The sequence below is a fragment of the Bartonella sp. HY761 genome (assembly GCF_026743145.1).
Classification (GTDB): domain Bacteria; phylum Pseudomonadota; class Alphaproteobacteria; order Rhizobiales; family Rhizobiaceae; genus HY038.
Window position 1 is genome coordinate 708039 of sequence record NZ_CP104887.1, and the last position, 24147, is coordinate 732185.

The following is a 24147-nucleotide window of genomic DNA, read 5'->3' on the forward strand; positions in this document are numbered from 1 at the left end:
AGTGATTTACGGCATTAAAGATTAATATTTTTTTAAAAATAGCTTTTCATTAGCGTTAAAGCATGGTACGCACCGTTGTCAATTCATATCATTAGCCAAGCGTTAGCCGCATCTTTAAAAGAGTGCGGTATTTGTGCATTTAAAAGGGAATTGACAATGGCAAAAATCGTTGAAACCGCTACAGGGCTTTTAGCTCTTACATTTGATGACGTGCTTATTCAGCCAGGTCACTCAGAGGTTATGCCCGGTCAAGTCGATATTAGAACACGTATTGCCCGCGACATTGAGCTTAATTTACCGCTTTTATCCGCTGCTATGGACACTGTTACCGAAGCGCGTCTTGCCATTGCAATGGCACAAGCCGGCGGTATTGGTGTTATTCACCGTAATATGACACCTGATGAACAGGCTGAACAAGTACGCCAAGTTAAAAAATTCGAATCTGGCATGGTGGTTAATCCTGTAACTATCCATCCTGATGCGCCACTTTCTGAGGCGCGCCAAATCATGAAAGCTTATGGAATTTCAGGCATTCCAGTCGTGGAACATAAGGGCGAAGCCAAGGGACCAGGTCGGCTCGTCGGTATTTTGACAAATCGTGATGTGCGCTTTGCTTCAAATCCTAACCAAAAAATCTATGAATTGATGACTCGCGAAAATCTTGTAACGGTGCGTGAAAATGTCACCCAAGAGGAAGCCAAGCGTTTATTGCATCATCATCGCATTGAAAAGCTATTGGTGGTTGATGATCAGGGCCGCTGTGTTGGTCTTGTTACGGTTAAGGATATTGAAAAATCACAGTTAAATCCCCATGCATCCAAAGATGAAAATGGCAGCTTACGTGCTGCTGCTGCATCAACAGTTGGCAAGGATGGTATGGAACGCGCCGAACGTTTGATCGATGCCGGTGTTGATATTATTGTTATTGATACCGCCCATGGTCATTCACAGCGTGTCCTTGATTCCGTTGCTGAAATTCGCAAAATGGCATCCAATACCGCAATTATTGCTGGTAATGTTGCAACAGGTGACGCAACCCGTGCTTTGATTGATGCTGGTGCCGACGCAGTTAAGGTTGGCATTGGACCTGGCTCTATCTGCACAACGCGTATTGTTGCCGGTGTTGGTGTGCCACAGCTTGCAGCGATTATGGGCGCAGTCGAAGTTGCCCATAAGGCAGGTATTCCAGTTATTGCTGATGGTGGCATTAAATATTCAGGTGATTTTGCCAAGGCTATTGCAGCTGGTGCTTCTGCTGCAATGGCAGGTTCGCTGCTTGCCGGTACTGAAGAAAGCCCAGGTGAAGTTTATCTTCATCAAGGTCGCTCATTCAAGGCCTATCGTGGCATGGGTTCAGTGGGCGCGATGGCGCGTGGATCGGCAGATCGTTATTTCCAAGCTGAGGTTCGTGATGAACTCAAGCTTGTGCCAGAAGGTATCGAAGGGCAAGTTGCTTATAAGGGGCCAATTTCATCAGTTCTTCATCAGCTTGCTGGTGGTTTGCGCGCTTCTATGGGTTATGTTGGCGCCAAAACTATTCCTGAATTTCAAGAAAAAGCAACTTTTGTGCGCATTACTAATGCCGGTCTTCATGAAAGCCATACCCATAATGTGGCAATTACTCGTGAAAGCCCGAATTATCCAAGTGCAAAATAATTATTTAAAATTCGATAAAAGAGCTGGTCATGCGATCAGCTCTTTACCATTCCATTGATTTAAGTCTTATAATATTGCTTGTTAAGACTTTTTTGAGCATTCTTGGAGCTGTGTGCGCGGCAGAGAAAAGACTGCGAGGACGGTTAATGTAAAAACAATACCAGAAGCAATAAACCGTATTAAATTCCAAAACTGCCATGGTTGTGAAAAGTTTTTCCAAATTAAGTCAGCTTTTTGGATATCTTCGGGTATTATCACAGCAGCTAAAGCTACATTCATAGGCACATTTATGACGGCTGTTAGAATGAAGCAAAAGCAAATATAAATGATACTTGCAATTGCAACCATTAAGGCACTCTTTTTATGGCGCATATAGAATAATACAATTGCTGTACAACATAAAGCGATAGGTGTGCCAAAAAACGCCGGAGCAAATACAGCGTTGCGGACGGAACTATTCATAGCTTGCATTGCATTTATTGCAACCCGGGGATCTATTTTATCTAGTCCCCACATCGTCGAACAAAGCCAAGCATAAAAAAATCCAAATATGGCCGCACTCAACAGTAGAGAAACCATAACCATGAAAAATGCGAATTTGCGCATATTTATTCCTTTCAATAAGCGTAAACATTTGTACGCCTTGTATTCCGTACAAATCTTTACGCTAAATGTAAAGGGGGCTTAACCAAATGAAAGAAACGGTACGGCGTAGCCGAGAAATTTCAATATTTGAAGCTGCCTATGAGCAATTAAAGCTGTATGGTTATGGTGGTGCATCGATGCTTCGTATTGCAAATGCTGCAAAAGCCTCCAACGAAACGCTTTATCGTTGGTTTGGCGATAAGGATGGTCTGTTTAAAGCGATGGTTAAAGAGAACGCTGCACAAACTTATCACACTTTAAAAGAAGCTGTAGATCAGCATCAAGACGCTTGGCAAACTTTAGTAAATATAGCACCAATGCTATTACGTATGATCTTAAGTGAGAAAGCAATATTGTTAAACCGCGCAGCAGCTGCTGATCCTAGTGGTGCTTTGGGTCTAGCAATATCTACCAGTGGTCGCACTGAAATTAAAGTCTTATTAAATCAACTTATAAAACGCATCTGCACGGATGTAAGTCATAATGAGATTGAGGTAACAGATTGGTTTATAAGCTTACTTGTTGGAGAACTGCAAACACTGCGGATCATCAATCAACACGCGGAATTATCAGATATTGAGATTGAAATAAGATGTTTAAAAACTCTTGCAGCCTTGCGTTGCTTGTTGAGTAAATAGCGGCTTAAACAACAAACACTTAAAGAAATAAAACTATCTGATTTTGGTATTTAAAATACTATAATTGTAAAAAAAACCTATCTGACCAATCATGAAATCAGATAGGCCAAGTGTAAGCTTAAATTTAGGTGACGGGGATTTGAGAAATTCTTAATGCAAATGCTGTGGTGCAATTTTAGCAACATTGATGCGTTTGTGATTGATAGCCTTTGCTTCTGATTGTTCATGAACTTTAGTGATTGAGATGTTTAAGCTAGCAAAAGCAGTACGGCTACCTGTTGCGCCAGCACTACCAGTTGCACACCACGAGCTGCCATTGAGCGAGTATGGCTATTTGCTGCAGTCAATTGGTCTTGAAAGCTTGTTGGTTGTAACCCATCCCTTTTGGTTACCAATAGTAATATAGCACCAAGCAGAATTACAAACACCAACATTAACTTTAGTCCCCTTAGCAATTGTGCTTGTTAATGCAGCTCCTTTTGCGAGTATTTTGCAATGATAAGGCAAGGGCTGAAAGTGTGGTTGCTTGCGCTGAAGGAGCGATGCCAATTACAGCAATTGGTAAAGTTGAAGCAGTAATGATAGTTTTACAGAACGGTTCATGATCTTATTTTTTAAGTTTTGGAAAGAACCATCCAACTTGAAATTTGAGCTAAGCTTTTCTATTCAAGAATATGCCTTTACGCTATGTAGCTTCCAATTTTAAAAATTTTCCGTGGTAATGATTAACTCTTAAGCTGCTTAGCTTATTTTTCTTTGTCAGTATTCTTGTTAGGATCATGGCTTGCCTGCATAAAATTCTAACAATTTTTAAAAATATACATCTTGCCAAAACGGAATTAATAATGAGATTGAATCATAATAAATGAATAATTTCAACGTATTTTAAATAATAATTTTATAAGTATTTAATAATAGTTTTATCTACAAATTTAAATTTTTTCTTCATTTTAAATACACCAAAATGAAATAATCCTGAAATACACCAACAATAGAAAAATCGCATTAATCTTTTTACGAGGGAAAAATGCGAAAAAAATTAATTCTAAAAACATCTTACGCCATTGGTGCATTACTTATTCCAACGCTTTTTAGCACCACCGCTACACTAGCGTCAGAAATTAATAAAGATGCGTATCAGCTTAATCTATTTAATTTTAATGTCGAAAAAAAAAGCTATTCCACAGACAGTGATTTTGGGCGTTGGCTTATAGACTTTAAGCCTGATGCTTTACTGTTTCAAGAAGACACCCAAGAAATGGCCGAGTTATTTGCCCAATATTTAGTGGCGCAAAATAATCAAACAAATAATGTTGTGGGGCAAGGGCGCGGTGATCAAAGATTACGATCATTAATCGGCGGTGTTGCTCGTCTTACACCATTAATTAATTATGAACCTGCTTGGGTCCAAAGTGGCTTTTGGCCTTGGCAAGGATATTGGTCCTTAAATAAAGTACAAGGCGCAGTACCGACAGTGCGCGTAACAATGCGAGGCGACCAAGAAATAGATGTTTTGACCGCTCATTTCAAAGGGGATGATCGTTCAGTTGGTAATAATGCGCAACGTAATATTGCAGCAGATGCACGTGAAATCAATAATATGATTAATGGCATGCCAATTCCAATGGTGTTGACGGGGGATTTTAACGCTGGTGATGTGTCTGCTACAGGCTTACGTCCAAACCAGACTTATCCTTCTGCCGATAATTATCCAATAACAATGAATATTATCAAAAAAGGCGCGCAATTATTTCAATCGGAAAGTCAAAGAGAACCTTTTCGATATTTGCAAGATAGTGATGGATCTTACACATGGCCCAATGTTGGAGCTAACTGTACTGCCGCAGCTGGATGTTGGGGCTCTTCCCAGCGTTGGGATCGTGTAAGGATTGATCATTTTGTCATTAATAGGCCTTATGCTAAGTGGTTTTTTGACAATAAAAGCGAGGAGGATCTAGCCGCAGATTTAGCTTTGCGTGAAATAAATCGTGGTGGGGTTTTATCTGATCATAGCCATAGTTCGGCGAAAATGGGTTGGGTTATGCCGGTTTCTAAAGAAATTGAAAGTGGTAATTCTGCCGCCGGCATTGGTCTTACATTTGATATAAAACTCCAAGAACAATCAGCTATAGCCGGTGATAAGGCACCTTGGTATAATGGAGAAAAGAAGGAATTTTATCTATCGCGTACCAATAATCGTAGCGATGTTTATCTTGGCCAAATTTCTGATGAAAATGGTAAGCCAACTTTAACCCAAGCAGATATTACGAATGCATTAAATTTAGACGATCCAGAAATTCGTCAGCAATTAGCCCTAAAAACCGGCTTGAATTTTGATAATGATGCTAATGCCGTCTTTAAAATCCAACTTGACTGTTCTGACACTGGGCACTTATCATTAAGCGGAGCAAGTGCTTATTGTACCGATGACCATAGTCGCTTCAAAGCAATCGACATTAAAGATGGGCAAACGGTGGTTTATGATGAGGAGGCAGCCCTTGGTGATATTGATGGAGTAATCACCTTAAATGACGGTGGGCTTAGAACCAAAGGCAGTGATGATCTTTGGGCAATAAATAAGCCAGCGATTGATACAATAACGCGTGCAATAACTCTTAATGGTAATGGTTGGATCAACATAACTGATATTGATGATGTTGTTACGGCCAATGGTATCATTTCAGGAGAAGGCAATTTTATAAAACGTGGTGATGGTACCTTAGTTTTAAATGCCGCCAATGTTTATAAAGGAAACACCACTATTGAGGCGGGTATTTTAAGGGCAGGCTCAGCAAATTCCTTTGTGCAAAATCAGGCTTATTTTATCAATAATGGTACGTTAGATTTAAATGATTATGACCTTATGGTAAGCTCTTTAGCTGGCCTTGGTGGTGATGTTTTGCTTGGATCAGCGAATTTAACAATTAATCAAGATATTGATACTGAGTTTTATGGCAATATAACCGGTACAGGAGGCCTCAATAAGGCAAGTCAGGGTACTATTATTTTAAATGGTAGCAATTCTTATAAAGGTGATACCAATATTTTTGCTGGCAAAGTGCAATATGGCAATGGTTCTCATGAAAATATCAGCGATATTGGTGGAAATATCAATGTCAATGCCGCAGCAACCTTAGCAATTTTTTCCCCTAGCACTGTTCATGTTGATAAAACAATATCATTGTTTGAGAATTCAATTTTAGAAATATCAGACAGCCGTATGGGATCATCGGACTTTGGTAATTTGACAGCTCAAAACATTGTAATACAGGATAATGTTACATTTAATTTGTCTGGAATAAATGAAAATTCTGCATTTAATCGGGTATTATTTAGCGCCAATGAAGGCATTGATGGCGAATTTAAAACAATCAATATTGGTGGTTTTAATGGTGAGGTAGATTATTTAAATCTCCATGTCAAAAAATCTAATGATGGCACAAAGTACTATGCCACATATGATTTGAGTTGGTATGCTAATACTTCCTCAACCCATGGTACATTTACCCTTGCCAATAGTGAAAACCATTTTACGCTTGATACCGTTTTGAGCGATGTCATTTCCAATAATGGTAATTGGGATGGTAAAAGCTTAACTAAAATGGGGCAGGGGACACTTATTCTTAATCAGGATAATACTTATAGCGGCCAAACAATCATTAATGCTGGTACATTGCAATTGGGTAATGGTGCTAATAGTGGCTCGGTAATTGGTGAGATTATCAATAATGGCACCTTAGCAATTAATCGCAATGATGAAAATTTGATAATAAGCCAGGCAATTTCTGGTTCTGGAAATGTGAAACTCATTGGCAATGGCACAACCATATTCTCGGCAACCAATAGCTATGCAGGACCCACAGATATTAATGCCGGCAAGTTAATTTTAGGTGCAAGCAAAGAGTTTGCAAATAGTGCACAAATTGCTGGTAATGTTAATATTAGCTCTGGCGCGACACTTGCTGGACATGGTCGGGTTCTTGGTCATGTTCAGGTTCTTGATGGTGGTATTATATCACCTGGTAACTCTATCGGCACTTTAACAGTTGGTTCGATTACCTTTGATAAAGGATCAACCTATGGCGTTGAAATGAATGCATCAGGTAATAGCGATCTCATAAAGGTAATGGGACGCGCCACAATTAATGGCGGAAAAATTGAAATTTTAAGCAGTGCTTCCGATTGGGATTTTAATAAAATATACACGTTCATTGATGCAGATGGTGGTATATCAGGTAGTTTTGATACGATTGATGCCGCATCCTTGTTCCTTACTGCAAGGCTTATTTACACTGACCCACAAAAACTACAATTTGGCATTGTTCGTGATAATCAGGCATTTATAAATGTTGGTACAACCCATAACCAAAAAAATACCGGATATGGCATAGCAAAGCTTAATGATCAGCATGCTATTTTACAGGCAATGCTTAAATTTACCGATGAACATCAAGCGCGCACCGCTTATGATAATTTATCTGGTGAGATTTATAGCTCTACCCGTTCTGGGCTTATTTTAAACAATCGCTATCTGCGCGATGCATTAAATAAACGTATGCTATCTGAAAGCCGTCTCCCTTCTACAGAACCAATATGGTTCTCCATGTGGGGCCATGGTGGTAAAATAGATGGTAACCATAATGCTGCATCGATAAACAATAAGGGGTGGGGTCTCGCTTTAGGATTTGATGGCGAAGTGAATGATAATCTTTTTGCTGGTATTGCTTTAGGGTATGACCGTGGTGAATTTGATGGTGGAAGAAATTCTAAAAGTGAAGCAGATTCATTCCATGTCAGCGGTTATGGCGCAACTGAATTTAATACGATTAAATTACGAAGTGGCGTTTCTTATAGCTATATTGATGGGGAAGCAAGCCGTAATATCTGGGTTCCTGGTTTAAGAAGTGAAGCCAAAAGCGATATTAATGGTTGGCAAGTTCAATTATTTGCCGATATGTCAAAGGATTTTAAATTATCTGATAACGCAGTTTTATCCCCTTATGCCAATATTGCCCATATTTGGTTAAACCTTGATGATATAAAGGAGCGTAACAGTAACGCGGCACTTCATAGTCATGGTGATAGAGATAATATCACTTTCACAACTTTAGGTATTCGTAGTGAATTACAAATTGCTACGTTACTGCCTGTTGCTCTTTATGGTGATATTGGTTGGCAACATGCTTTTGGTGATATCGGTGGCAAGATTATCAATAATTTCCAAAATACGAGCACCAGCTTTGCAATCAAAGGCGTAGGTATAGATGAAGATATGGCCATTATATCAACTGGCTTTAATGTTAGGCTTAATGAAAATAACACTATTTCGCTTGGCTATAATGGGCAATTGGGATCAAAAACAAAGGCCCATGCTGCAACAGCTGAATGGAAGGTAAGATTTTAATTCATATTGTTTAGATGTGAGGTGGTATAATCAAAGCCTCCTCACATCTGTCTCTTCACGTCAAAATGTAAAAACTATATGTAGTCATATGTTGTGAGATGATCTGCATCTTTATTCAGCCGCAGTTGGTTGGCCAGATGTCACATCATCAGGCTGCTCTGGATCACCTGCTGCAGTTTCTAAGCCAAGGTCTGGAAAAACAACAATGCGCTTACCTGAAAAATCGGTACGTACGACCACAAGACCGCGCTCTTCAAAATAGGTAAGCAAACGGCGCGCGCGAGAATGGGAATAAGTGCCATAAATACGAGCAAGTGTTGCGTCGCCGGGGCAGGGGGCGCCTGTAACAGCGGCTTGCGCTACGGTTAAAAATACGCCTTGCACATCATCGGTCAAGGTTTTGGATAATTCAAGCGCCTGTTGCCAGCCTTCTCCTGATGCGGTCTCATCATCAATACTAGCTTGCGCAACCGCTAATTTGCGACGAAACTGTGCAAGATCAAGCGGCTCCCCGGGTACACGGTGGATGCGGCAGCGGACAAGAAAATCTTGATAAAGTACCGCAACCGAGCGGTAGGCCGCATCAGGATCATTAACAATGTCGCGCATGACACTTTCGAACTGCGCTTCTTTTTCTGCTTTACCAATTTCTGGAAAGAGGGGAGCTTCGTCCTCTGGCTCTTCTTGGCGCATCCGTACAACTTCTTCTAATATTTCAGAAGTAGGCTTTGGAGGTGGCACTGGCGCAGGCCGGCGCGGGGCTATGCGAATTTCACTTGGCAAAGGTGTAAAGATTAATTCCTGTGCATCAACAGGTGCATCAGGCAGTGGCATTAATTTAGGACTAGATGAACGAGCCGAGGTTTCCACATCCCCAATTTTAATTGGAAATGGTCGGCGCGATAGAGCAGGGCCAAGGGCAATAAAATGCCCACGCTCAAGATCTCGGAACATTTCGGCTTGTCGGCGTTCCATGCCAAGAAGATCGGCAGCGCGTGCCATATCAATATCAAGAAAGGTTCGCCCCATCAAAAAGTTGGAGGCTTCCGCCGCAACATTTTTTGCAAGTTTTGCAAGGCGCTGCGTTGCAATAACACCAGCAAGGCCGCGTTTACGGCCGCGACACATTAAATTGGTCATCGCGCCAAGTGAAACTTTACGGGCTTCATCAGACACTTCGCCGGCAGCGGCAGGGGCAAAAAGCTGCGCTTCATCCACCACCACCAACATCGGATACCAATAATCGCGTTCGGCATCAAAAAGACCGCCCAAAAAGGCAGCAGCAGCACGCATTTGTTGCTCGGCATCTAATCCTTCAAGGTTTAACACAACTGATACACGGTGTTGGCGGATACGACCCGCAATGCGGGTCAATTCATTTTCCGTGCGCGTGGCTTCCACCACCACATGGCCGAATCGATCGGCAAGAGTTACAAAATCACCTTCAGGATCAATGATACATTGTTGTACCCAATCAGCGCTTTGCTCAAGAAGACGGCGTAAAAGATGTGACTTGCCTGAGCCAGAGTTACCCTGCACCAAAAGGCGGGTTGCCAAAAGCTCTTCAAGATCAAGCGTTGCTGGTGCTGCTTTCCCCAAAGCAACATCCTTGGTCGCCACACCCATATTGATATCAACTTTCATTAAAACTCCAGACCACAGGCCTATTAACGGCTATCTAAGGGCAATCATAATGCGGCCTTAAGATCAATAGGCCGTAGTGGTAAATGATTCTGACAGACACTTAGCATTTTTTTGGCACAAATTGTGAATTTTTCAATAAAAAAACCACAACTCTTGCAAGTGAGGCAAGATTGCTTTATAGCAAGCCATCCGCGTAGACACCCTTGGAGGCAACGCGGAATGCAAGCATTACCCTCTTTTTTGAAAAATCAAATAAATAGGCATGATCTGCTGCATATTTTCAACTAATGTTGAAAATCTCCATAACACTTGAAAGGATACAGCCATGAGTAAGGGCTATACACTCAAGGCCGAGAAGCGCGATCGGGTTGGTAAGGGGTCCTCCCGCGAACTTCGCCGCAACGGTCTTATTCCTGCAGTCATCTATGGTGACAAGCAAGAACCAATTGCAATTTCCGTTCCCTATAAGGAAGTTTTCTACAAGATTCACGGTGGCGGTTTCCGTACAACTGTTGCAACTATCGATCTTGATGGTAAAAAAATTCAAGTATTGCCTAAGGATTATCAACTTAATCCAGTAAGCGACGCGCCTCTTCATGTTGATTTCTTGCGCGTTTCCGCAAAGTCAGTTGTTGAAGTAAACGTTCCTGTGCATTTCATCAATGAAGAAGCTGCCCCTGGTATTAAGCGCGGCGGCGTTCTCAATGTTGTTCGTCACGATGTTGAACTTTTGGCTCCAGCAAATGCAATTCCAGAAGCAATTACGGTTGACCTTACTGGTTATGAAATTGGTGATTCTATCCATATTTCTGCAGTTAAATTGCCTGCAAAAGTTGAAACCGTTATCCAAGATCGCGATTTCACCATTGCAACAATCGTAGCTCCTGCTGCTCTTACATCTGAAGAAGCTGCTGAAGAAGCTGCTGCAAGCGAATAATATTTTAAGGGGAGTTTACTCCCCTTTTTCTCAATCTGACATAAATTAAAGCATTTTAGGCTTAAACATTTTGTTTATGCGTAAAATGCTTTATGTTTTTTATGGCAATTGTTACCCCAATTCTTTAAATCAATATTCAAATATTTGTATTATACTGCGAGGCATCATGCTGCTTATTGCTGGTTTAGGTAATCCTGGCGCACAATATGCGCATAATCGTCATAATATCGGCTTTATGGCGGTGGATGACATTCAACAGCGCCACAATTTTTCCCCTTGGAGCAAAAAATTCCATGCCCTTATTAGTGAGGGAAAAATAAATGATCGTAAAATTCTATTGATCAAACCACAAACCTATATGAACCTATCGGGTCAATCAGTTGGTGAAGCAATGCGCTTTTATAAAGTGCCGCTAGAAAACCTTATTGTAATTCATGATGAATTGGATTTACCCGCAGGCAAAGTACGGATTAAAACAGGTGGCGGCTCTGGTGGTCACAACGGCATTAAATCAATAGATGCCCATTGTGGAGCAAACTATCGGCGGTTACGCTTAGGCATTGGCCATCCCGGGCAAAAAGAACTCGTCCATAATCATGTTCTTGGTGATTTTGCCAAGGTGGATAATGACTGGCTAGAACAATTATTGAAGAATATTTCTGATAATATTGGCGAAATCGCTGATAATAAAGATAGCCAATTTATGAATAAAATATCTGGGCAGCAAGATAACAACGCTAAAACAAAAAAGCCCAAAGTTGATAAAGCTAAAACTGATGAAGGCGCAACCGAAAAACCTAAGCAACAAAGCCACATAAGGCAAGCACGTGACGATCATCATGTGCAAAAAGCATCTGGCCCCATGGCCGATATGCTTAAAAGGCTTTTTGGCAACAAAGAAAAATAGCTGGAAATAAAGCCAAAATTAAAATTAGCATTCACGAAAAGGCGTTTTAGCAATTTGCTAAAACGCCTTTGATTTTTAAAGGTTACACTGTAATTTGCGTACCAATTTCAACAACACGGCCGGTCGGAATTTGAAAATATTCTGTTGCATCAGAGGCACCACGAGCAAGCTTGATAAATAATTTTTCTTGCCAACGCGGCATTTCAGGCTTGCTACCTGTTTTGATAGAACGACGTGATACAAAGAATGATGTTGTCATAATATCAAACTTCCAACCAAGCTTACGGCATAATGCTAAAGCGCGTGGAATATTAGGCTGCTCCATATAACCAAAGGTTAGTTCTACTAGCATGAAACGTTCGTTAAATTGCGAAACCCTTGCGCGATCAACTCGGCTAACTCGCGGCGTTGAAGCAGTTTTAACGGTAAGAATAACATTATTTTCATGCAAGACCTTATAATGCTTCAAGCTATGCATAAGCGCGGTGGGCACGGTTTTGGGATCACCGGTCAAGAAAACTGCAGTACCTGAGACTATAGTTGGCTGGCTTTTTGCAAGACTATCAATAATAACCTCAAGTTCTACTTCATTTTTGCGTGTCTTCTTCATTAAGTTGCGCGTACCACGCACCCAAGTCCACATAACCACACAAACAATCAGCGCAAGACCGATTGATACCCAGCCACCATCATGGATTTTAATAATATTAGCCGAGAAAAACAAAATATCTATTGTCAAGAAACAAGCTGTTAACGCGACACAAGCTGGCAGGCTCCATTTCCAAATACGGGTCATTACAATGAAAAGAAGGGCGGTCGTTACAAGCATGTTACCGGTAACGGCAATGCCATAGGCGGCTGCCAAATTGGTGGATTTTTGGAAACCGATAACCAATGCGATCACAACAATTGCCAAAATGAAGTTGATCCTTGGCATATAAATTTGGCCAAGGGTTTTTTCAGATGTGTGCAAAATTTCCAAACGTGGCAAAATATTTAATTGTACAGCTTGGCGCGCCATAGAAAAAGCACCAGTAATGACAGCTTGGCTAGCAATAACAGTTGCCATTGTCGCCATTAAAATCATTGGTACTAATGCCCAACTTGGTAACATTTGATAAAATGGATTGGCAGCGGCTTGCCCATGGCTTAAAATAAATGCACCTTGCCCTAAATAATTAAGGATAAGGCATGGGAAAACCACCCAGAGCCAAGCCGCAACAATTGGCTTTCTACCAAAGTGGCCAAGGTCAGCATAAAGGGCTTCCGCACCCGTTACCGCCAAAAATACCGCGCCAACCGCGGCAAAAGATGTTGCCGGATTATTAAAAATATAAGCAACACCATGCCAAGGTAATAAAGCTTGCAAAATAGATAAATCATCAACAATATGAATAAGGCCAAAGAAACCAAGGGCCAAAAACCATACAAGGGTAATAGGGCCAAAAATAACCGCAACCCGCCCCGTACCAAAACGCTGCACGGCAAAAAGTGCCAACAATACCACAACGGTCAACGGCACAATAATTGGCTCAAGATCTGGTGCGACAATTTCCATGCCTTCAATCGCTGAAAGCACCGACACTGCCGGCGTAATTACCGCATCGCCAAAAAACAATGACGCACCTATGATACCAATACCAAGCGCCCAGCCACCATGATGTTTAAATCCAGTACGCGCCAAGGCCATCAATGATAAAATACCACCTTCGCCATTATTATCAGCTCTTAAAACGAAAATAACATATTTAACCGTGACAATAAGGGCTAACGCCCAAAAAATAAGGGAGATAACCCCAAAAATATCTTCGCTGGCAATTGCCTTGCCTCCGGCGCCGGCATGGAGCGCTTCACGGAAAGCATAAATCGGACTGGTACCGATATCGCCATAAACAACACCAATTGCGCCAAGCAGCAAGAGACGAAAACTCTCTTTCGAATGGTCGTTTGTTTCTTCAGTCAAGTCATCAGAAGACACATCTGCCGTTTGCAGATCAGCCATTGCTGGATTCCTTTCAACACCTTATGAGGCATAAACGCCATTAAGGTTTACTTTGAATATAGGGGGAAATAAAATTTCACAGGCTAAGCCCATTTTTAAAAAGCCTCTTCAAGCTCTACTAGACATATTTGCCAAGCTTACTTGCATCGCCTTATCTCTTTTCCGATAGTTCTCAATATCAGGCTATGCCTAAACTACCTTTGTTGATCTTTAAAAATAGCAATCTTTTGCTAAAAAAACTAAACTCTTTTTAATTTAACAATAAATGCGGTATCTAAATTCCGCAACCATTTTTCATTTTCCAAAATTATTTTTTATTTTCCAATGTCTCGGCATCTATAAACATTTACGCCGAGGCAAAATTCGTTTGAATAATAATCACCATGCCTCAATTTATTGCTGTGACATAGCGTCAATAAAGCGCTTCACAGTCATATTCATACCATATTCTAGCGCATCTGCAATAAGGGCATGCCCAATTGATACTTCCGCAATGTAAGGTACTGCCTTTATCAATGGTGGTAAATTAGCAACGGTGAGATCATGGCCAGCATTAATTGCAAGACCATTTTGTTTAGCAGTTTCAGATGCTTGCTGTAAACGTTGCAACTCTATTTTTTGCTGTTTTTCATCGTTAAAAGTTGCACCATATGGGCCTGTGAAAAACTCGACCCGATCTGCCCCTAATTTAGCGGCTATATCGAGTCCTTTGGGTTCAGGATCGGCAAAAAGTGATATACGAATTTTATTCTTTTTGAGTCGCGCAATAATGGGTGCAAGACGATCGGCATTTGCCTCAAAGTCCCAACCGTGATCTGATGTTGATTGCTGTGGCGCATCAGGCACAAGAGTTACTTGGTCTGCACCATTTTCTTCAACTAAACCTAAAAAATGATCAGTTGGGTAGCCTTCAATATTAAATTCACGGCCTTTATAGTCATTATCCAATAATTTACGGATGTCTTTAAGGTCGCTAAATCGCACGTGACGCTCATCGGGACGCGGATGAACCGTAATGCCAACAGCGCCAGCATCTAAAACAATGCGGGCAAAGTGCAAAAGGTCTGGCCAAGGCAAATCCCGCCGATTGCGTAATAGAGCAATGGCATTAAGATTAACCGATAATTTCGTCATACTATAAAACCATATTAAAATTGTACAAAAGTTTTTTGAAAGATTATAGATTTAACCGCAAAAAACAACCAGATAAATATTTATAGCATGGTTTTTAATAGGAAATGCAATCACTTTAATGTGCCCACCTTTAAGATGGGCACTTAAATGAAGATATTAAATCTCTTTTTTAACCTTGGGGCGAATGCCGATAAGGTGGCAAATAGCATAAACAAGATCGGCACGGTTTAGTGTATAAAAATGAAAATCGGTAATACCACGCTCAACAAGGTCAACCACCTGCTCAGCGGCGACTGCGGCTGCAACAAGGCCATGAGTTTTTGGGTCATTTTCCAATCCTTCAAAGCGCTGAGCAAGCCAATCTGGCACATGAGTGCCATTGCGTGAACAAAAATTCCTCACCTGCCAAAAATTATGAATAGGTAAGATGCCGGGTAAAATTGGGATATAAATTCCAGCACGTCTCACTCTTTCAACATAGCTTTCATATAAATTATTGTCAAAAAATGCCTGCGTAATCGCGCGGGTCGCGCCATTATCGATTTTGCGTTTTAATAATTCAATATCGGTTGCAAAATCTGGACTTTCTGGATGTTTTTCTGGATAGGCAGACACCGAAATATCAAAATCTGGATCAATGGCCTTTAAACCACCAACCAAATCAGCGGCATTAAAATATCCGCCTTTGGTTGGCTCATAAGTGCCGCCAATACCATTAGCTGGATCGCCCCGCAACGCCACAAAGCGTCGAATGCCAAGGGCAGCAAATTCACGTACTACCTGATCTACCTCGTCACGCGTAGCGTCAACACAGGTTAAATGCGCCGCAGTTGTAAGACCCGTTTCGTTAATAATCCGCTCAACAGTGCGCGCCGTACGCTCACGGGTTGAACCACCTGCACCATAGGTTACTGATACAAATTCTGGCAGCAATGGGGCAAGCCGCTCAACTGTTTGCCATAGCATTTCTTCCATTTTTTCGCTTTTGGGTGGAAAAAATTCGAAAGAAACTTTGAGATTCTCGCCAATATTATTACGGCGGGACAACCCATAAGATGCCATAGCCTACTCTCCTACAATGTTAAGGCCTTTGGGCCATTTGAAATTAAAATAAATCCGCATTAAAAAATATATTTGCCTATCATGCGGTTAATGTTGAAACCGTTTCAGCCATCAAAAGTCGCGGATCCTTTGCAAGCCATAATTTAACCGTTAGGCCTTTTTGGCGATCCTTAGGCTCAAACTCTACACTATCAACAAATTCTAATCCTGCTTTGTCGATCCATGTTTTCATTTGCTCATCAGAAAATCCAAGTCTTAAATGCGCATAATCGGTGCGCAAAAATTCCAAATCATGGGCAGCAAAGTCCACAATAATTAACCGACCATTGGGGCGCATAACTCTTGCAGCTTCCCGAATTGCAGCTTGTGGATCATCCAAAAAATGTAAGACTTGATGAATGGTAACAAGATCAAAACTTTCCTTATCAACGGGTAAGGCAGCAATATCGCCTTGTCGTACTTGCGCATTCGTAATGCCCGCCAAATCAAGATTAGAACGCGCAATAGCAAGCATGTCACGATTATTATCAACACCGACACCGCGCAGGTATAAGTCAGCAAATAATTTCAACATTGATCCAGTGCCAGTACCGATATCAAGCATGGATTGAAATGTCTTGCCGCCAACTATTTCTCTCATCGCTGCTTCAACGGCATTATCCGGCACATGAAGCAGGCGCAGCTTATCCCACAGGGCAGCATTTGCAGAAAAATAAGAAGCAGCATAGGAGTTGCGTTCTTCTTTAACCTGATTTAACCGATGCTGATCGCTTTCTAACATATGATCACCATGGTTAAGATGATTGAGAATTGCATGAGTAATTGTCATGCGCATTTGATCATCAGCAAGGCGAAAATAAGCCCATGCGCCCTCTTGATAACGAATGATAAGCCCAGCTTCTTGCAACAGCTTTAAATGTCGTGATACCCGAGGCTGCGATTGACTAAGAATACGTGTCAAATCAGAAACTGTTAAATCACCTTGGCATAAAACCGCCAAAATGCGCAGGCGCGTTGCTTCAGACGCAGCTTTTAGCATTTCAACCATTGCAGCAAGATCAAGATTCGACATATTTTTATTTCCAATTAAAATGTCACCCAGTATGAGTGATAAAATAGATATAAAGATATGTTTATGTCTTGTCTAGCTTTTTAATTCATTAATAGTGTGATTTATATAGTTTGGATAAACAAAGGACGCATCATTAATGAGCTTAAATTTTTCCTAACAACGCCCTTTTAATATTGCTAAATGAGTTTCAAGCAATTTTTGTGGCGAACAATACCGGCAATATCTACAAGGCTGCTGGGGGCAAGCTCTAATCCCAATAAACGATCCGGATTAACTGGGGCTGGCATAATAACGCGCCCTTGAGGTATTTTTTTAAAGCCGAAGCGACCATAGTAAGGTTCATCACCCACCAATAGAATTGATGGAAAGTCAGCGTATCGCGCAGCATCAATTGCCAAATTCATCAAATACTTGCCAATGCCTGCACTTTTAAGACTTGGAGAAATAACAATCGGCCCTAATAAAAGGCTTAAATTTTGGCCAATATAAATAGGTGTTTGCCGTATTGTACCGACAACTTCATTATCTTTTAATGCCACGAAGGAAAGAGAATAATCATGCCCACCAGATTCGCGAATGAGATGGGCTGCACGTGTAAAACGCGAAGGACCAAAAGCTTCTGCATTCAATTGTTCGATTATATCTTGATGCGCGGCATTTTCCTGCGCATAGGTAAGCTCTGCAAATGTCATTGAAAATTCCACTGGTAAATAAAAAACGCGACAAAACCTGCCTTTAAAGGCGAACCACTGTTCTTCGTCGGTTAAGAATCATAAAACCAGTCAAAAATTTTTCCAATGCAAATAGAGTGAAAACCCAATAAAGTTATTATTAGCAAAAAAAATTCAAATAGCCATAAAAAAAGCAAGGTATAAAATATTTACAAATATTGAGGTAAAGCTAATATGTTGCAAGTAAGCAACAAGCCCCAATATCTAACGATGATAACGTTAGCTTTCCAAATAATTTGATTTCAATCAATGAACTAAGGGCGTAAAGGGTGCATTGATTAATCATGTTAATTGCACTTTTACGGAGAGAAAAATGAAAAAGTGGATTGGTGCTAGTGTTCTGGCCATAGCAGCTACAGCGGCTTTTTCTACCTCGGCATCTGCTGCCGATGTTGTAAGTCAACAACCAACACAATATGATGCAGCTCCGGTTGTGCAAGAGGCTTTAAGCCCATGGCAGATCCGCGTTCGCGCTTTGGGTGTTGTTCCACAAAACAAAGGTCACGTTAGCCAGATTGACAACTCAGGCCTTGGTTTTTCTAATACAGTAATTCCTGAACTTGACATCACTTATTACTTTACAGATAATTTTGCTGCCGAGCTTATTCTTGGTACAACATTTTCTAAAGTAGATAGCCGTCGTTCGTTAAAAGAAGCTGGTGCGGGTCGTCTTGGTAAGACATGGATTTTGCCTCCAACACTTACATTGCAATATCACTTCACCAATTTTGGCAACTTTAAGCCTTATGTTGGTGCTGGTGTAAATTACACCTTCTTCTATAAAGAAAAAGGCTATGCAAATGATGCTGGTATTGGTCTTTCTGACTTCAATGTTAAAAATACTTGGGGCGCAGCCTTGCAAGTTGGTTTCGACTATATGATCGACAAGCATTGGGGCTTCAACATGGATGTCAAAAAACTTTATTTGCGTCCTGATTGGAACGGCCGCTTAAATGCAGCAACAGCTGGCGCACTTGGTCTTGATCCACATATTAGTGGTAAAGCCAAGCTTGACCCATGGTTGATTGGCGCTGGTGTCACCTATCGCTTCTAATTATTGCTTTGCAATATTGCATTATAGCTTGATGAAATGTGGGGGCTAATCATCAAGTTAGTAATGGGAGTGTTTCTTTGAAACACTCCCTTTTGTATTTTTTAGCGTTTTTTTAACTAAAAATAATCGCACAATTTTAATCATGTCGGCTAATAAACTAAAAGCAATGATACAGTACATGAGCTAAACACTAGCGAGTATACTGTTTGTAACGCACTATTTTATAAGCTTTTTTTCCTTAAGATGGTTTAAATATATTTCGCCATCTTCGTCAAAAATATCATCGCCTTCTAACATATAAGCGCGCAGCAAATAATCGGTTGCTTCATCCTTGCGGTTTAAATCATATAGGTTCGTACCTATTGAATAAAGAATATAGGGATTTAAATAGCCCTCCGCTGACTGATAGCCGCGTTCAAAATATGATAGTGCCTCCTGATGATCGCCTTTACTTTGATAAGCGTCACCCAATGCTGCGTAAAGCCATAGGCTTGCTTCCCATTTTTGGCGCGGCTCTGGTAATAAACTCAATGCCTGCTGCCACTTTTCAATAGCTGCATCTATTTGCTTGTTATCAAATAACTCTTGCCCTTGCCCTGATAGATTTTCTACTTCTTCATAAATATCATCAGGCAACTCGTCCTCGTCCAATTCATCAACCACTTCTGGAGTTTTTGCGCTTGATGTTAAGCCGTTTTCAATAAGATAGGCTTTTATTGCATTTTTATCCAAAGTCGCTTTTTGCTTTTCACCTTCATAATAAATCATAAATTTATAGTGATTTAAATCTGCACCTCTAAAAGCACCTTTGCCGTATATTTCATATGTGCGATGAAATGCTTGGTAGGCTTTTTCATAATCTTCAAGCTTGAGATAGCCTTCACCTGCAGTACTTAAAACATATAGTTCTGTTTTTTCTGGGGAGTGATACATTTTAAAAGCAATATCAATCCACTTGGCAAATTCTTCAGAGTTACCGATATTGGCATATTTATTAGCCATATTGATTGACATTATTTGCGGATACATCATCCACGTCTCTTTAGGCTCAGGAATAAGATCCCAAGCCTTAAGGCCATATTCTATGCTTAAAGCGATATTTCCACTACGCGCCAATTCCCCAGCTTTACTTAAAAAGTCGGTAACTTGCTGTTCAATTTTGACAGGGAGTTCTTGTATCACAGTCATCATTAACTCCTTTAAAAACAATGCGGTTTTCTATCAATTATATTGTCATTAAATAATCGCCAATCGCAAGTATTTTGAATTATAAAGTGATATGCTAAAAAATATAAGGTCTATTTTTCCGCTTTTCCTTGCAGGGCAATTAATTTTTCTTTTTTGCTTTGTTCTACTTCAGCACGAACAGCATCAAGGATTTGCTTGCGCTTATGGGCTTGCAATCGCGCTTTTCGTGTGCGGCTTTTATAAAAGCGTGCAATCGTGTTTTCGGTCATTTCAATATCGTTGACGCAATTGCGCCAAGAAATAGGCACTTCACTACGGATAGAGCGATCAGGCTTTGAAAAATCGGTGTAATGTCCACCTTCGCCAGAAAATACCCGACAATTATCTGCAACAGCTCGAATAGCATCACTTAGCCATTCTGGAGGTGGCTCGGCTTGTTTGCGCAGTGCATTGACAAGAGCTTCAGAAAATAACAGCGTTACAGCATAAAGACGAATGGCCGCTTGGTCATAACGCACCGATAAAGCGGTAACTTGTTTCGATGCAATACGGCCACGCAATGTCCAGCGTGCACTATCGCGCGCTACATCAATAGCGCCAGTTAAGGCAACCAAAGCGATATGGGTGCGTGAACAGCTTTTTAAAGCGCTTACGGCTGCCGCAACATTGCCTTCATCCAGGGCATTGGCGGCTAAAGTATAATTATTGGCAAGCTCTCGAAAAAAGCGTTCAACCGAGGCGCGAAGGGCTTTAATGGGGTCGGGCGTAAAAAGCACTTGGCTAAATAATAAACCAATTCCAGTTCCAACCATCACATCAATAACGCGCGTAAAACCCGCAACTTCCGCACCCATTGCGAGCACCATAACCGAGGAAACGCCCGCTTGGATAATAATAGCGGGAACAACTGCATAGGCAGAACCAATAAGCAATCCCAAAAAGGCTACAATAGTGATGCGCAATTCAATTGCCATTGGCGGTAATAAAAGGGTCATTTCACCAACAAAAACGCCAGTTAGAACACCAATCAATACATAAATAGCTTGTTTGCCATGGTTGGTAAGCCCTGGAGCAATACAAATAAGTGCCGACATTGACGCAAAAATAGGATGAGAGTGCCCAAGCCAATGCTGTGAAATATACCAAGATATACCCGCAGCAATACCAGCAAGCGCAGCGTCTACCCAATTGGCGCGTGCCTGCGACCAAGCCAGCTTTAGACGGCGATTTAAATGTTCAAGTCCAATCATTGTAATGGCCAAACCCACATTAGCATCGGTACTGAAATCAAGAGGATTAAAAATGACAATGGTAGCCCAAGACGCGGATAATCACTAAATTTATATCCTCCTGGTGCCATAACCAGCATATTGCATTGATGACCTATGGGGGTTAAAAAATCACACCCTGCACCAATAGCAACTGCCATTAAAAAAGCCTCCGGTTTATAATGGAGTGACGTTGCAAAGCTTGATGCAATTGGTGCCATTACCATTACCGTTGCTGCATTATTCAAGAAAGGTGTCACCAACATGGCAGCAACCAAAATTAATGCAAGCGCACCAAAAGGTGGTAACGAGGCTGCAGAATAAGAAAGCCAATCACCAATCAATTTGGTGCAGCCCGTGGTTTCTAGCGCTTGGCTGACTGGAATAAGCGCGGCAAGCATTATTAATATTTGCCCATCTAAACTTTTATAAATATCGCGACCTGGAATAACCCTAAAAACAACCATGGCGGTTGCCGCGGCAAAAAAAGTGATAGCGACTGGCACAAGCTGCAAAGCTGTAACCATAATTGCCAATAGTAAGATAAGCAATGGAATAAGCCCACGGCGCAAGCTACCTATATTAATATTACGCTTGGCAAGCGGCAAAACTTTTAAATCACGTAAAAGGCCAGGTAATAGGTGTTCTCGTCCTTGCAAGACAATAACATCACCAAGGCGAAAAGATATTTCACCAAGGCGGGCACGAATACGCTCGCGCTGGCGACTTACCGCAAGAAGATTGGCATCATAGCGGTCAAATAGTGCAAGGCGCTTGGCAGAAATACCGATAAGCGGCGAGTTATCAGTAATCACCGCCTCAATAACATCGAGTTCTTGTTTTTTATCGCCTTCTGGAATAGGCCGCCCCGTAGATAATGACAGTTTGCCGGTATTAATCAAAATATCAAGGGCTTTGGGACTGCCTTCAACGATGATAATGTCACTTTCAGCTAAGACCGTATCAGGAAGTGGTGCAATATTTTTTCCGCCTCTAATGATTTGTAACAACATCAAACTGCCGGTAACGGGACGCAAAACCTCAGAAACGGTTTTACCAATATAGGGCGAGCCCGTAACAATTTCTGCTTCAGAAACATAATCACGAATTTCAATGGCTTCGCTATTTGGAACTTCGCTACGACCACGCACCGGCAAAATCCAATAAAAAAGCACAAGATAAATAAAGCCACCAAGTGCGATGGTTGCGCCAACAGGCGTAAAATCAAACATAGAAAATGACTGGCCAGTCATATTTTCACGAATACGCGAAACAACCACATTGGGCGATGTACCAATTTGCGTCATAAGGCCGCCCATCAAAGCGCCAAAAGACATTGGCATTAAAAATATTGACGGTGATACGTTTGAGCGACGCGCAAATTGGAAAGCTACCGGCAGCATAATTGCCAAAGCACCAATATTTTTAACAAAAGCTGAAAGAATGGTAACAACAATGACCAAAAAAGCCAATTGCATCCTTACAGATCCGGTATCATGCCAATAACGTTGGATGAGGTTTTCCATAATGCCCGATCGCGCAACACCAGCACTTACCAATAAAGCACTGCCGACAATAATAACAATATCGTCGCTAAACCCAGAAAAAGCACCATTTTCACCGCTGACAGGTACAATTCCAACGGCTACCGCAATAAGTAATGTGCAAACTGCCACAACATCAAAACGAAATCGGTCGAGAATGAAAAAGAACATCATCAAACCGATAATTGAAAAGGCAAAAATTTGCTGATGCGTCATGAGAGTTTATTCCTTTTGGCGTTAATCGCCATTTTGGGCATTTATAAACTATTCAATGGTATTGAGTAGCTAAGTTTTACAATTAAACGATCATAAAAATATGATTTGCACATATATTTTTTCGTTAAAAAAACATAAAAGACACCATTAAAATAAATATAAACAATAATTTAACAAGATTCGTAATGTCATTGTAAATTAAATTGCACTAGAAAGACAAAAGATGGATTTTTCACATCGTGAAATAATAACCACCATTCTTGAAAAAGGGCTTTCTCTGCACGATAAAGGTATAAATAATTGGGTTTTCACCAAAATCCAGTGCCTCACTGCGATTGAAGAGATTCAACAAAATAATATAGCCATATTGGGTGGTGATACTTATCTTAACGGTCAGATAAATCCCAATGGCGATAGTTGGTCGGTCGATCGCCAAGTTGGTGAAGGTGATCAAGAATATTTTGAGCGTAGCATAAATGCGGCGATAAAATTTGTCTCTAACCCAATTTATGCAAAATATAGCTTTCTTCTTGTACCCAAACAATAAATATCAAATAGGTTTTTAACGAAGACATGGCTCAAGCTGTCATTATTTTTTAATTTTTTAATAATATCGGTAAATTTAATATATTTCTCACATTCGGTATTTATCCATGTTTTCATTTAACAAGCCTAATCATATTTTACGCATCGAGGCATTATTTTTCTTAGTCGCAGTGATATTTATCTATTGGAAAATGCAAGGTTCATGGCTGCTTTTCGCTATTTTATTTTTTGTACCCGATATTTCGATTATTGCTTATAAAGTTTCGCGCGGGATCGGCAGTACTATCTATAACCTATTTCATACCACAATTTTTGCGGTTATATTGGTTGTCATTGGACTAGCAATAGATAATCAAAATTTATTATCCATCGGCTTAATATGGGCGGCTCATATCGAATTTGATCGTGTCCTTGGCTATGGTTTGAAATATCCAACAGGCTTTCAAGATACGCATTTGGGCAAAATTGGTGGTGTTAAACAATAGGGGATCAATAGCAC

20 protein-coding genes are annotated in these 24147 nt (G+C 40.9%); 9 read left to right on the top strand and 11 right to left on the bottom strand.

What is annotated here, in order from left to right; all coding sequences use genetic code 11:
• The first annotated feature begins 156 nt into the window (after window positions 1-156).
• Complete coding sequence (guaB, locus tag N6A79_RS02875) at window positions 157-1656, top strand: IMP dehydrogenase (protein ID WP_182418817.1); 1500 nt, start codon at window positions 157-159, stop codon at window positions 1654-1656.
• A gap of 81 nt (window positions 1657-1737) precedes the next feature.
• Here guaB and N6A79_RS02880 read toward each other — a convergent pair whose 3' ends face one another.
• Window positions 1738-2262: an anthrone oxygenase family protein gene (locus N6A79_RS02880; RefSeq protein ID WP_268546905.1), complete on the bottom strand. Its 525-nt coding sequence runs from the start codon at window positions 2260-2262 to the stop codon at window positions 1738-1740.
• Between the two features lie 86 nt (window positions 2263-2348).
• Here N6A79_RS02880 and N6A79_RS02885 point away from each other — a divergent pair, with 86 nt between their 5' ends.
• On the top strand, window positions 2349-2939 hold the full coding sequence (locus tag N6A79_RS02885; RefSeq protein ID WP_268546906.1) for a TetR/AcrR family transcriptional regulator: 591 nt from the start codon (window positions 2349-2351) through the stop codon (window positions 2937-2939).
• Between the two features lie 248 nt (window positions 2940-3187).
• Here N6A79_RS02885 and N6A79_RS02890 read toward each other — a convergent pair whose 3' ends face one another.
• Entirely contained in the window at window positions 3188-3373 is a 186-nt protein-coding gene (locus tag N6A79_RS02890; protein WP_268546907.1) for a hypothetical protein, read from the bottom strand.
• 45 nt (window positions 3374-3418) lie between these two features.
• On the opposite strand from N6A79_RS02890, the gene N6A79_RS02895 reads away from it, so the two are divergent.
• On the top strand, window positions 3419-3544 hold the full coding sequence (locus tag N6A79_RS02895; protein ID WP_268546909.1) for a hypothetical protein: 126 nt from the start codon (window positions 3419-3421) through the stop codon (window positions 3542-3544).
• A gap of 422 nt (window positions 3545-3966) precedes the next feature.
• Window positions 3967-8343, top strand: coding sequence for an autotransporter domain-containing protein (locus N6A79_RS02900; RefSeq protein ID WP_268546911.1), 4377 nt, complete (start codon window positions 3967-3969; stop codon window positions 8341-8343).
• A 111-nt stretch (window positions 8344-8454) separates the two neighbouring features.
• On the opposite strand, the gene N6A79_RS02905 is transcribed toward N6A79_RS02900, so the two are convergent.
• The gene (locus N6A79_RS02905; protein ID WP_182418823.1) at window positions 8455-9987 is read right to left on the bottom strand and encodes an ATP-binding protein; all 1533 of its coding nucleotides are present in this window, start codon (window positions 9985-9987) and stop codon (window positions 8455-8457) included.
• A gap of 325 nt (window positions 9988-10312) precedes the next feature.
• Here N6A79_RS02905 and N6A79_RS02910 point away from each other — a divergent pair, with 325 nt between their 5' ends.
• On the top strand, window positions 10313-10924 hold the full coding sequence (locus N6A79_RS02910; protein WP_182418824.1) for a 50S ribosomal protein L25/general stress protein Ctc: 612 nt from the start codon (window positions 10313-10315) through the stop codon (window positions 10922-10924).
• Between the two features lie 166 nt (window positions 10925-11090).
• Window positions 11091-11831, top strand: a complete 741-nt coding sequence (pth, locus tag N6A79_RS02915) for an aminoacyl-tRNA hydrolase (RefSeq protein WP_268546912.1) — start codon at window positions 11091-11093, stop codon at window positions 11829-11831.
• Window positions 11832-11913: 82 nt separating this feature from the next.
• Here pth and N6A79_RS02920 read toward each other — a convergent pair whose 3' ends face one another.
• From N6A79_RS02920 to N6A79_RS02940, 5 genes are all read right to left on the bottom strand, one after another.
• The gene (locus tag N6A79_RS02920; protein WP_262079823.1) at window positions 11914-13833 is read right to left on the bottom strand and encodes a potassium transporter Kup; all 1920 of its coding nucleotides are present in this window, start codon (window positions 13831-13833) and stop codon (window positions 11914-11916) included.
• A 393-nt stretch (window positions 13834-14226) separates the two neighbouring features.
• On the bottom strand, window positions 14227-14967 hold the full coding sequence (locus tag N6A79_RS02925) for a pyridoxine 5'-phosphate synthase (protein WP_268546913.1): 741 nt from the start codon (window positions 14965-14967) through the stop codon (window positions 14227-14229).
• Window positions 14968-15123: 156 nt separating this feature from the next.
• Window positions 15124-16029 (bottom strand): methylenetetrahydrofolate reductase [NAD(P)H], encoded by a 906-nt coding sequence (gene metF, locus N6A79_RS02930; protein WP_268546914.1) that lies wholly within the window; start codon window positions 16027-16029, stop codon window positions 15124-15126.
• 79 nt (window positions 16030-16108) lie between these two features.
• A complete protein-coding gene (locus N6A79_RS02935) occupies window positions 16109-17101 on the bottom strand; it encodes an ArsR/SmtB family transcription factor (RefSeq protein ID WP_268546915.1) in 993 nt (330 codons plus the stop codon).
• 176 nt (window positions 17102-17277) lie between these two features.
• Window positions 17278-17793, bottom strand: a complete 516-nt coding sequence (locus N6A79_RS02940) for a GNAT family N-acetyltransferase (RefSeq protein ID WP_268546916.1) — start codon at window positions 17791-17793, stop codon at window positions 17278-17280.
• A gap of 352 nt (window positions 17794-18145) precedes the next feature.
• On the opposite strand from N6A79_RS02940, the gene N6A79_RS02945 reads away from it, so the two are divergent.
• Window positions 18146-18886 carry an OmpW/AlkL family protein gene (locus N6A79_RS02945; protein WP_182418830.1) on the top strand — a complete coding sequence of 247 codons (741 nt, stop codon included), beginning with the start codon at window positions 18146-18148 and terminating at the stop codon, window positions 18884-18886.
• A 216-nt stretch (window positions 18887-19102) separates the two neighbouring features.
• Here the strand turns inward: N6A79_RS02945 and N6A79_RS02950 are convergent, their stop codons facing one another.
• From N6A79_RS02950 to N6A79_RS02960, 3 genes are all read right to left on the bottom strand, one after another.
• Window positions 19103-20077, bottom strand: coding sequence for a tetratricopeptide repeat protein (locus tag N6A79_RS02950; RefSeq protein WP_268546917.1), 975 nt, complete (start codon window positions 20075-20077; stop codon window positions 19103-19105).
• Between the two features lie 107 nt (window positions 20078-20184).
• Window positions 20185-21324 (bottom strand): FUSC family protein, encoded by a 1140-nt coding sequence (locus tag N6A79_RS02955; protein ID WP_268546918.1) that lies wholly within the window; start codon window positions 21322-21324, stop codon window positions 20185-20187.
• Complete coding sequence (locus tag N6A79_RS02960; protein WP_268546919.1) at window positions 21321-23102, bottom strand: SLC13 family permease; 1782 nt, start codon at window positions 23100-23102, stop codon at window positions 21321-21323. Before N6A79_RS02960 ends, N6A79_RS02955 begins: the two co-directional genes overlap by 4 nt.
• A 223-nt stretch (window positions 23103-23325) precedes the next feature.
• Here N6A79_RS02960 and imm40 point away from each other — a divergent pair, with 223 nt between their 5' ends.
• On the top strand, window positions 23326-23649 hold the full coding sequence (gene imm40, locus N6A79_RS02965) for an Imm40 family immunity protein (RefSeq protein WP_268546920.1): 324 nt from the start codon (window positions 23326-23328) through the stop codon (window positions 23647-23649).
• Between the two features lie 106 nt (window positions 23650-23755).
• Window positions 23756-24133, top strand: a complete 378-nt coding sequence (locus tag N6A79_RS02970; protein WP_268546921.1) for a DUF4260 domain-containing protein — start codon at window positions 23756-23758, stop codon at window positions 24131-24133.
• The last annotated feature ends 14 nt before the right edge of the window (window positions 24134-24147 follow it).

Coding starts and splice junctions, on each gene's coding strand:
- N6A79_RS02970 (WP_268546921.1), top strand. CDS start 23,756: ATGTTTTCATTTAACAAGCCTAATCATATTTTACGCATCGAGGCATTA.
- guaB (WP_182418817.1), top strand. CDS start 157: ATGGCAAAAATCGTTGAAACCGCTACAGGGCTTTTAGCTCTTACATTT.
- N6A79_RS02950 (WP_268546917.1), bottom strand. CDS start 20,077: ATGATGACTGTGATACAAGAACTCCCTGTCAAAATTGAACAGCAAGTT.
- N6A79_RS02910 (WP_182418824.1), top strand. CDS start 10,313: ATGAGTAAGGGCTATACACTCAAGGCCGAGAAGCGCGATCGGGTTGGT.
- metF (WP_268546914.1), bottom strand. CDS start 16,029: ATGGCATCTTATGGGTTGTCCCGCCGTAATAATATTGGCGAGAATCTC.
- N6A79_RS02880 (WP_268546905.1), bottom strand. CDS start 2,262: ATGCGCAAATTCGCATTTTTCATGGTTATGGTTTCTCTACTGTTGAGT.
- N6A79_RS02900 (WP_268546911.1), top strand. CDS start 3,967: ATGCGAAAAAAATTAATTCTAAAAACATCTTACGCCATTGGTGCATTA.
- pth (WP_268546912.1), top strand. CDS start 11,091: ATGCTGCTTATTGCTGGTTTAGGTAATCCTGGCGCACAATATGCGCAT.
- N6A79_RS02920 (WP_262079823.1), bottom strand. CDS start 13,833: ATGGCTGATCTGCAAACGGCAGATGTGTCTTCTGATGACTTGACTGAA.
- N6A79_RS02905 (WP_182418823.1), bottom strand. CDS start 9,987: ATGAAAGTTGATATCAATATGGGTGTGGCGACCAAGGATGTTGCTTTG.
- N6A79_RS02960 (WP_268546919.1), bottom strand. CDS start 23,102: ATGACGCATCAGCAAATTTTTGCCTTTTCAATTATCGGTTTGATGATG.
- N6A79_RS02935 (WP_268546915.1), bottom strand. CDS start 17,101: ATGTCGAATCTTGATCTTGCTGCAATGGTTGAAATGCTAAAAGCTGCG.
- N6A79_RS02885 (WP_268546906.1), top strand. CDS start 2,349: ATGAAAGAAACGGTACGGCGTAGCCGAGAAATTTCAATATTTGAAGCT.
- N6A79_RS02955 (WP_268546918.1), bottom strand. CDS start 21,324: ATGATTGGACTTGAACATTTAAATCGCCGTCTAAAGCTGGCTTGGTCG.
- N6A79_RS02940 (WP_268546916.1), bottom strand. CDS start 17,793: ATGACATTTGCAGAGCTTACCTATGCGCAGGAAAATGCCGCGCATCAA.
- imm40 (WP_268546920.1), top strand. CDS start 23,326: ATGGATTTTTCACATCGTGAAATAATAACCACCATTCTTGAAAAAGGG.
- N6A79_RS02890 (WP_268546907.1), bottom strand. CDS start 3,373: ATGTTGGTGTTTGTAATTCTGCTTGGTGCTATATTACTATTGGTAACC.
- N6A79_RS02945 (WP_182418830.1), top strand. CDS start 18,146: ATGAAAAAGTGGATTGGTGCTAGTGTTCTGGCCATAGCAGCTACAGCG.
- N6A79_RS02925 (WP_268546913.1), bottom strand. CDS start 14,967: ATGACGAAATTATCGGTTAATCTTAATGCCATTGCTCTATTACGCAAT.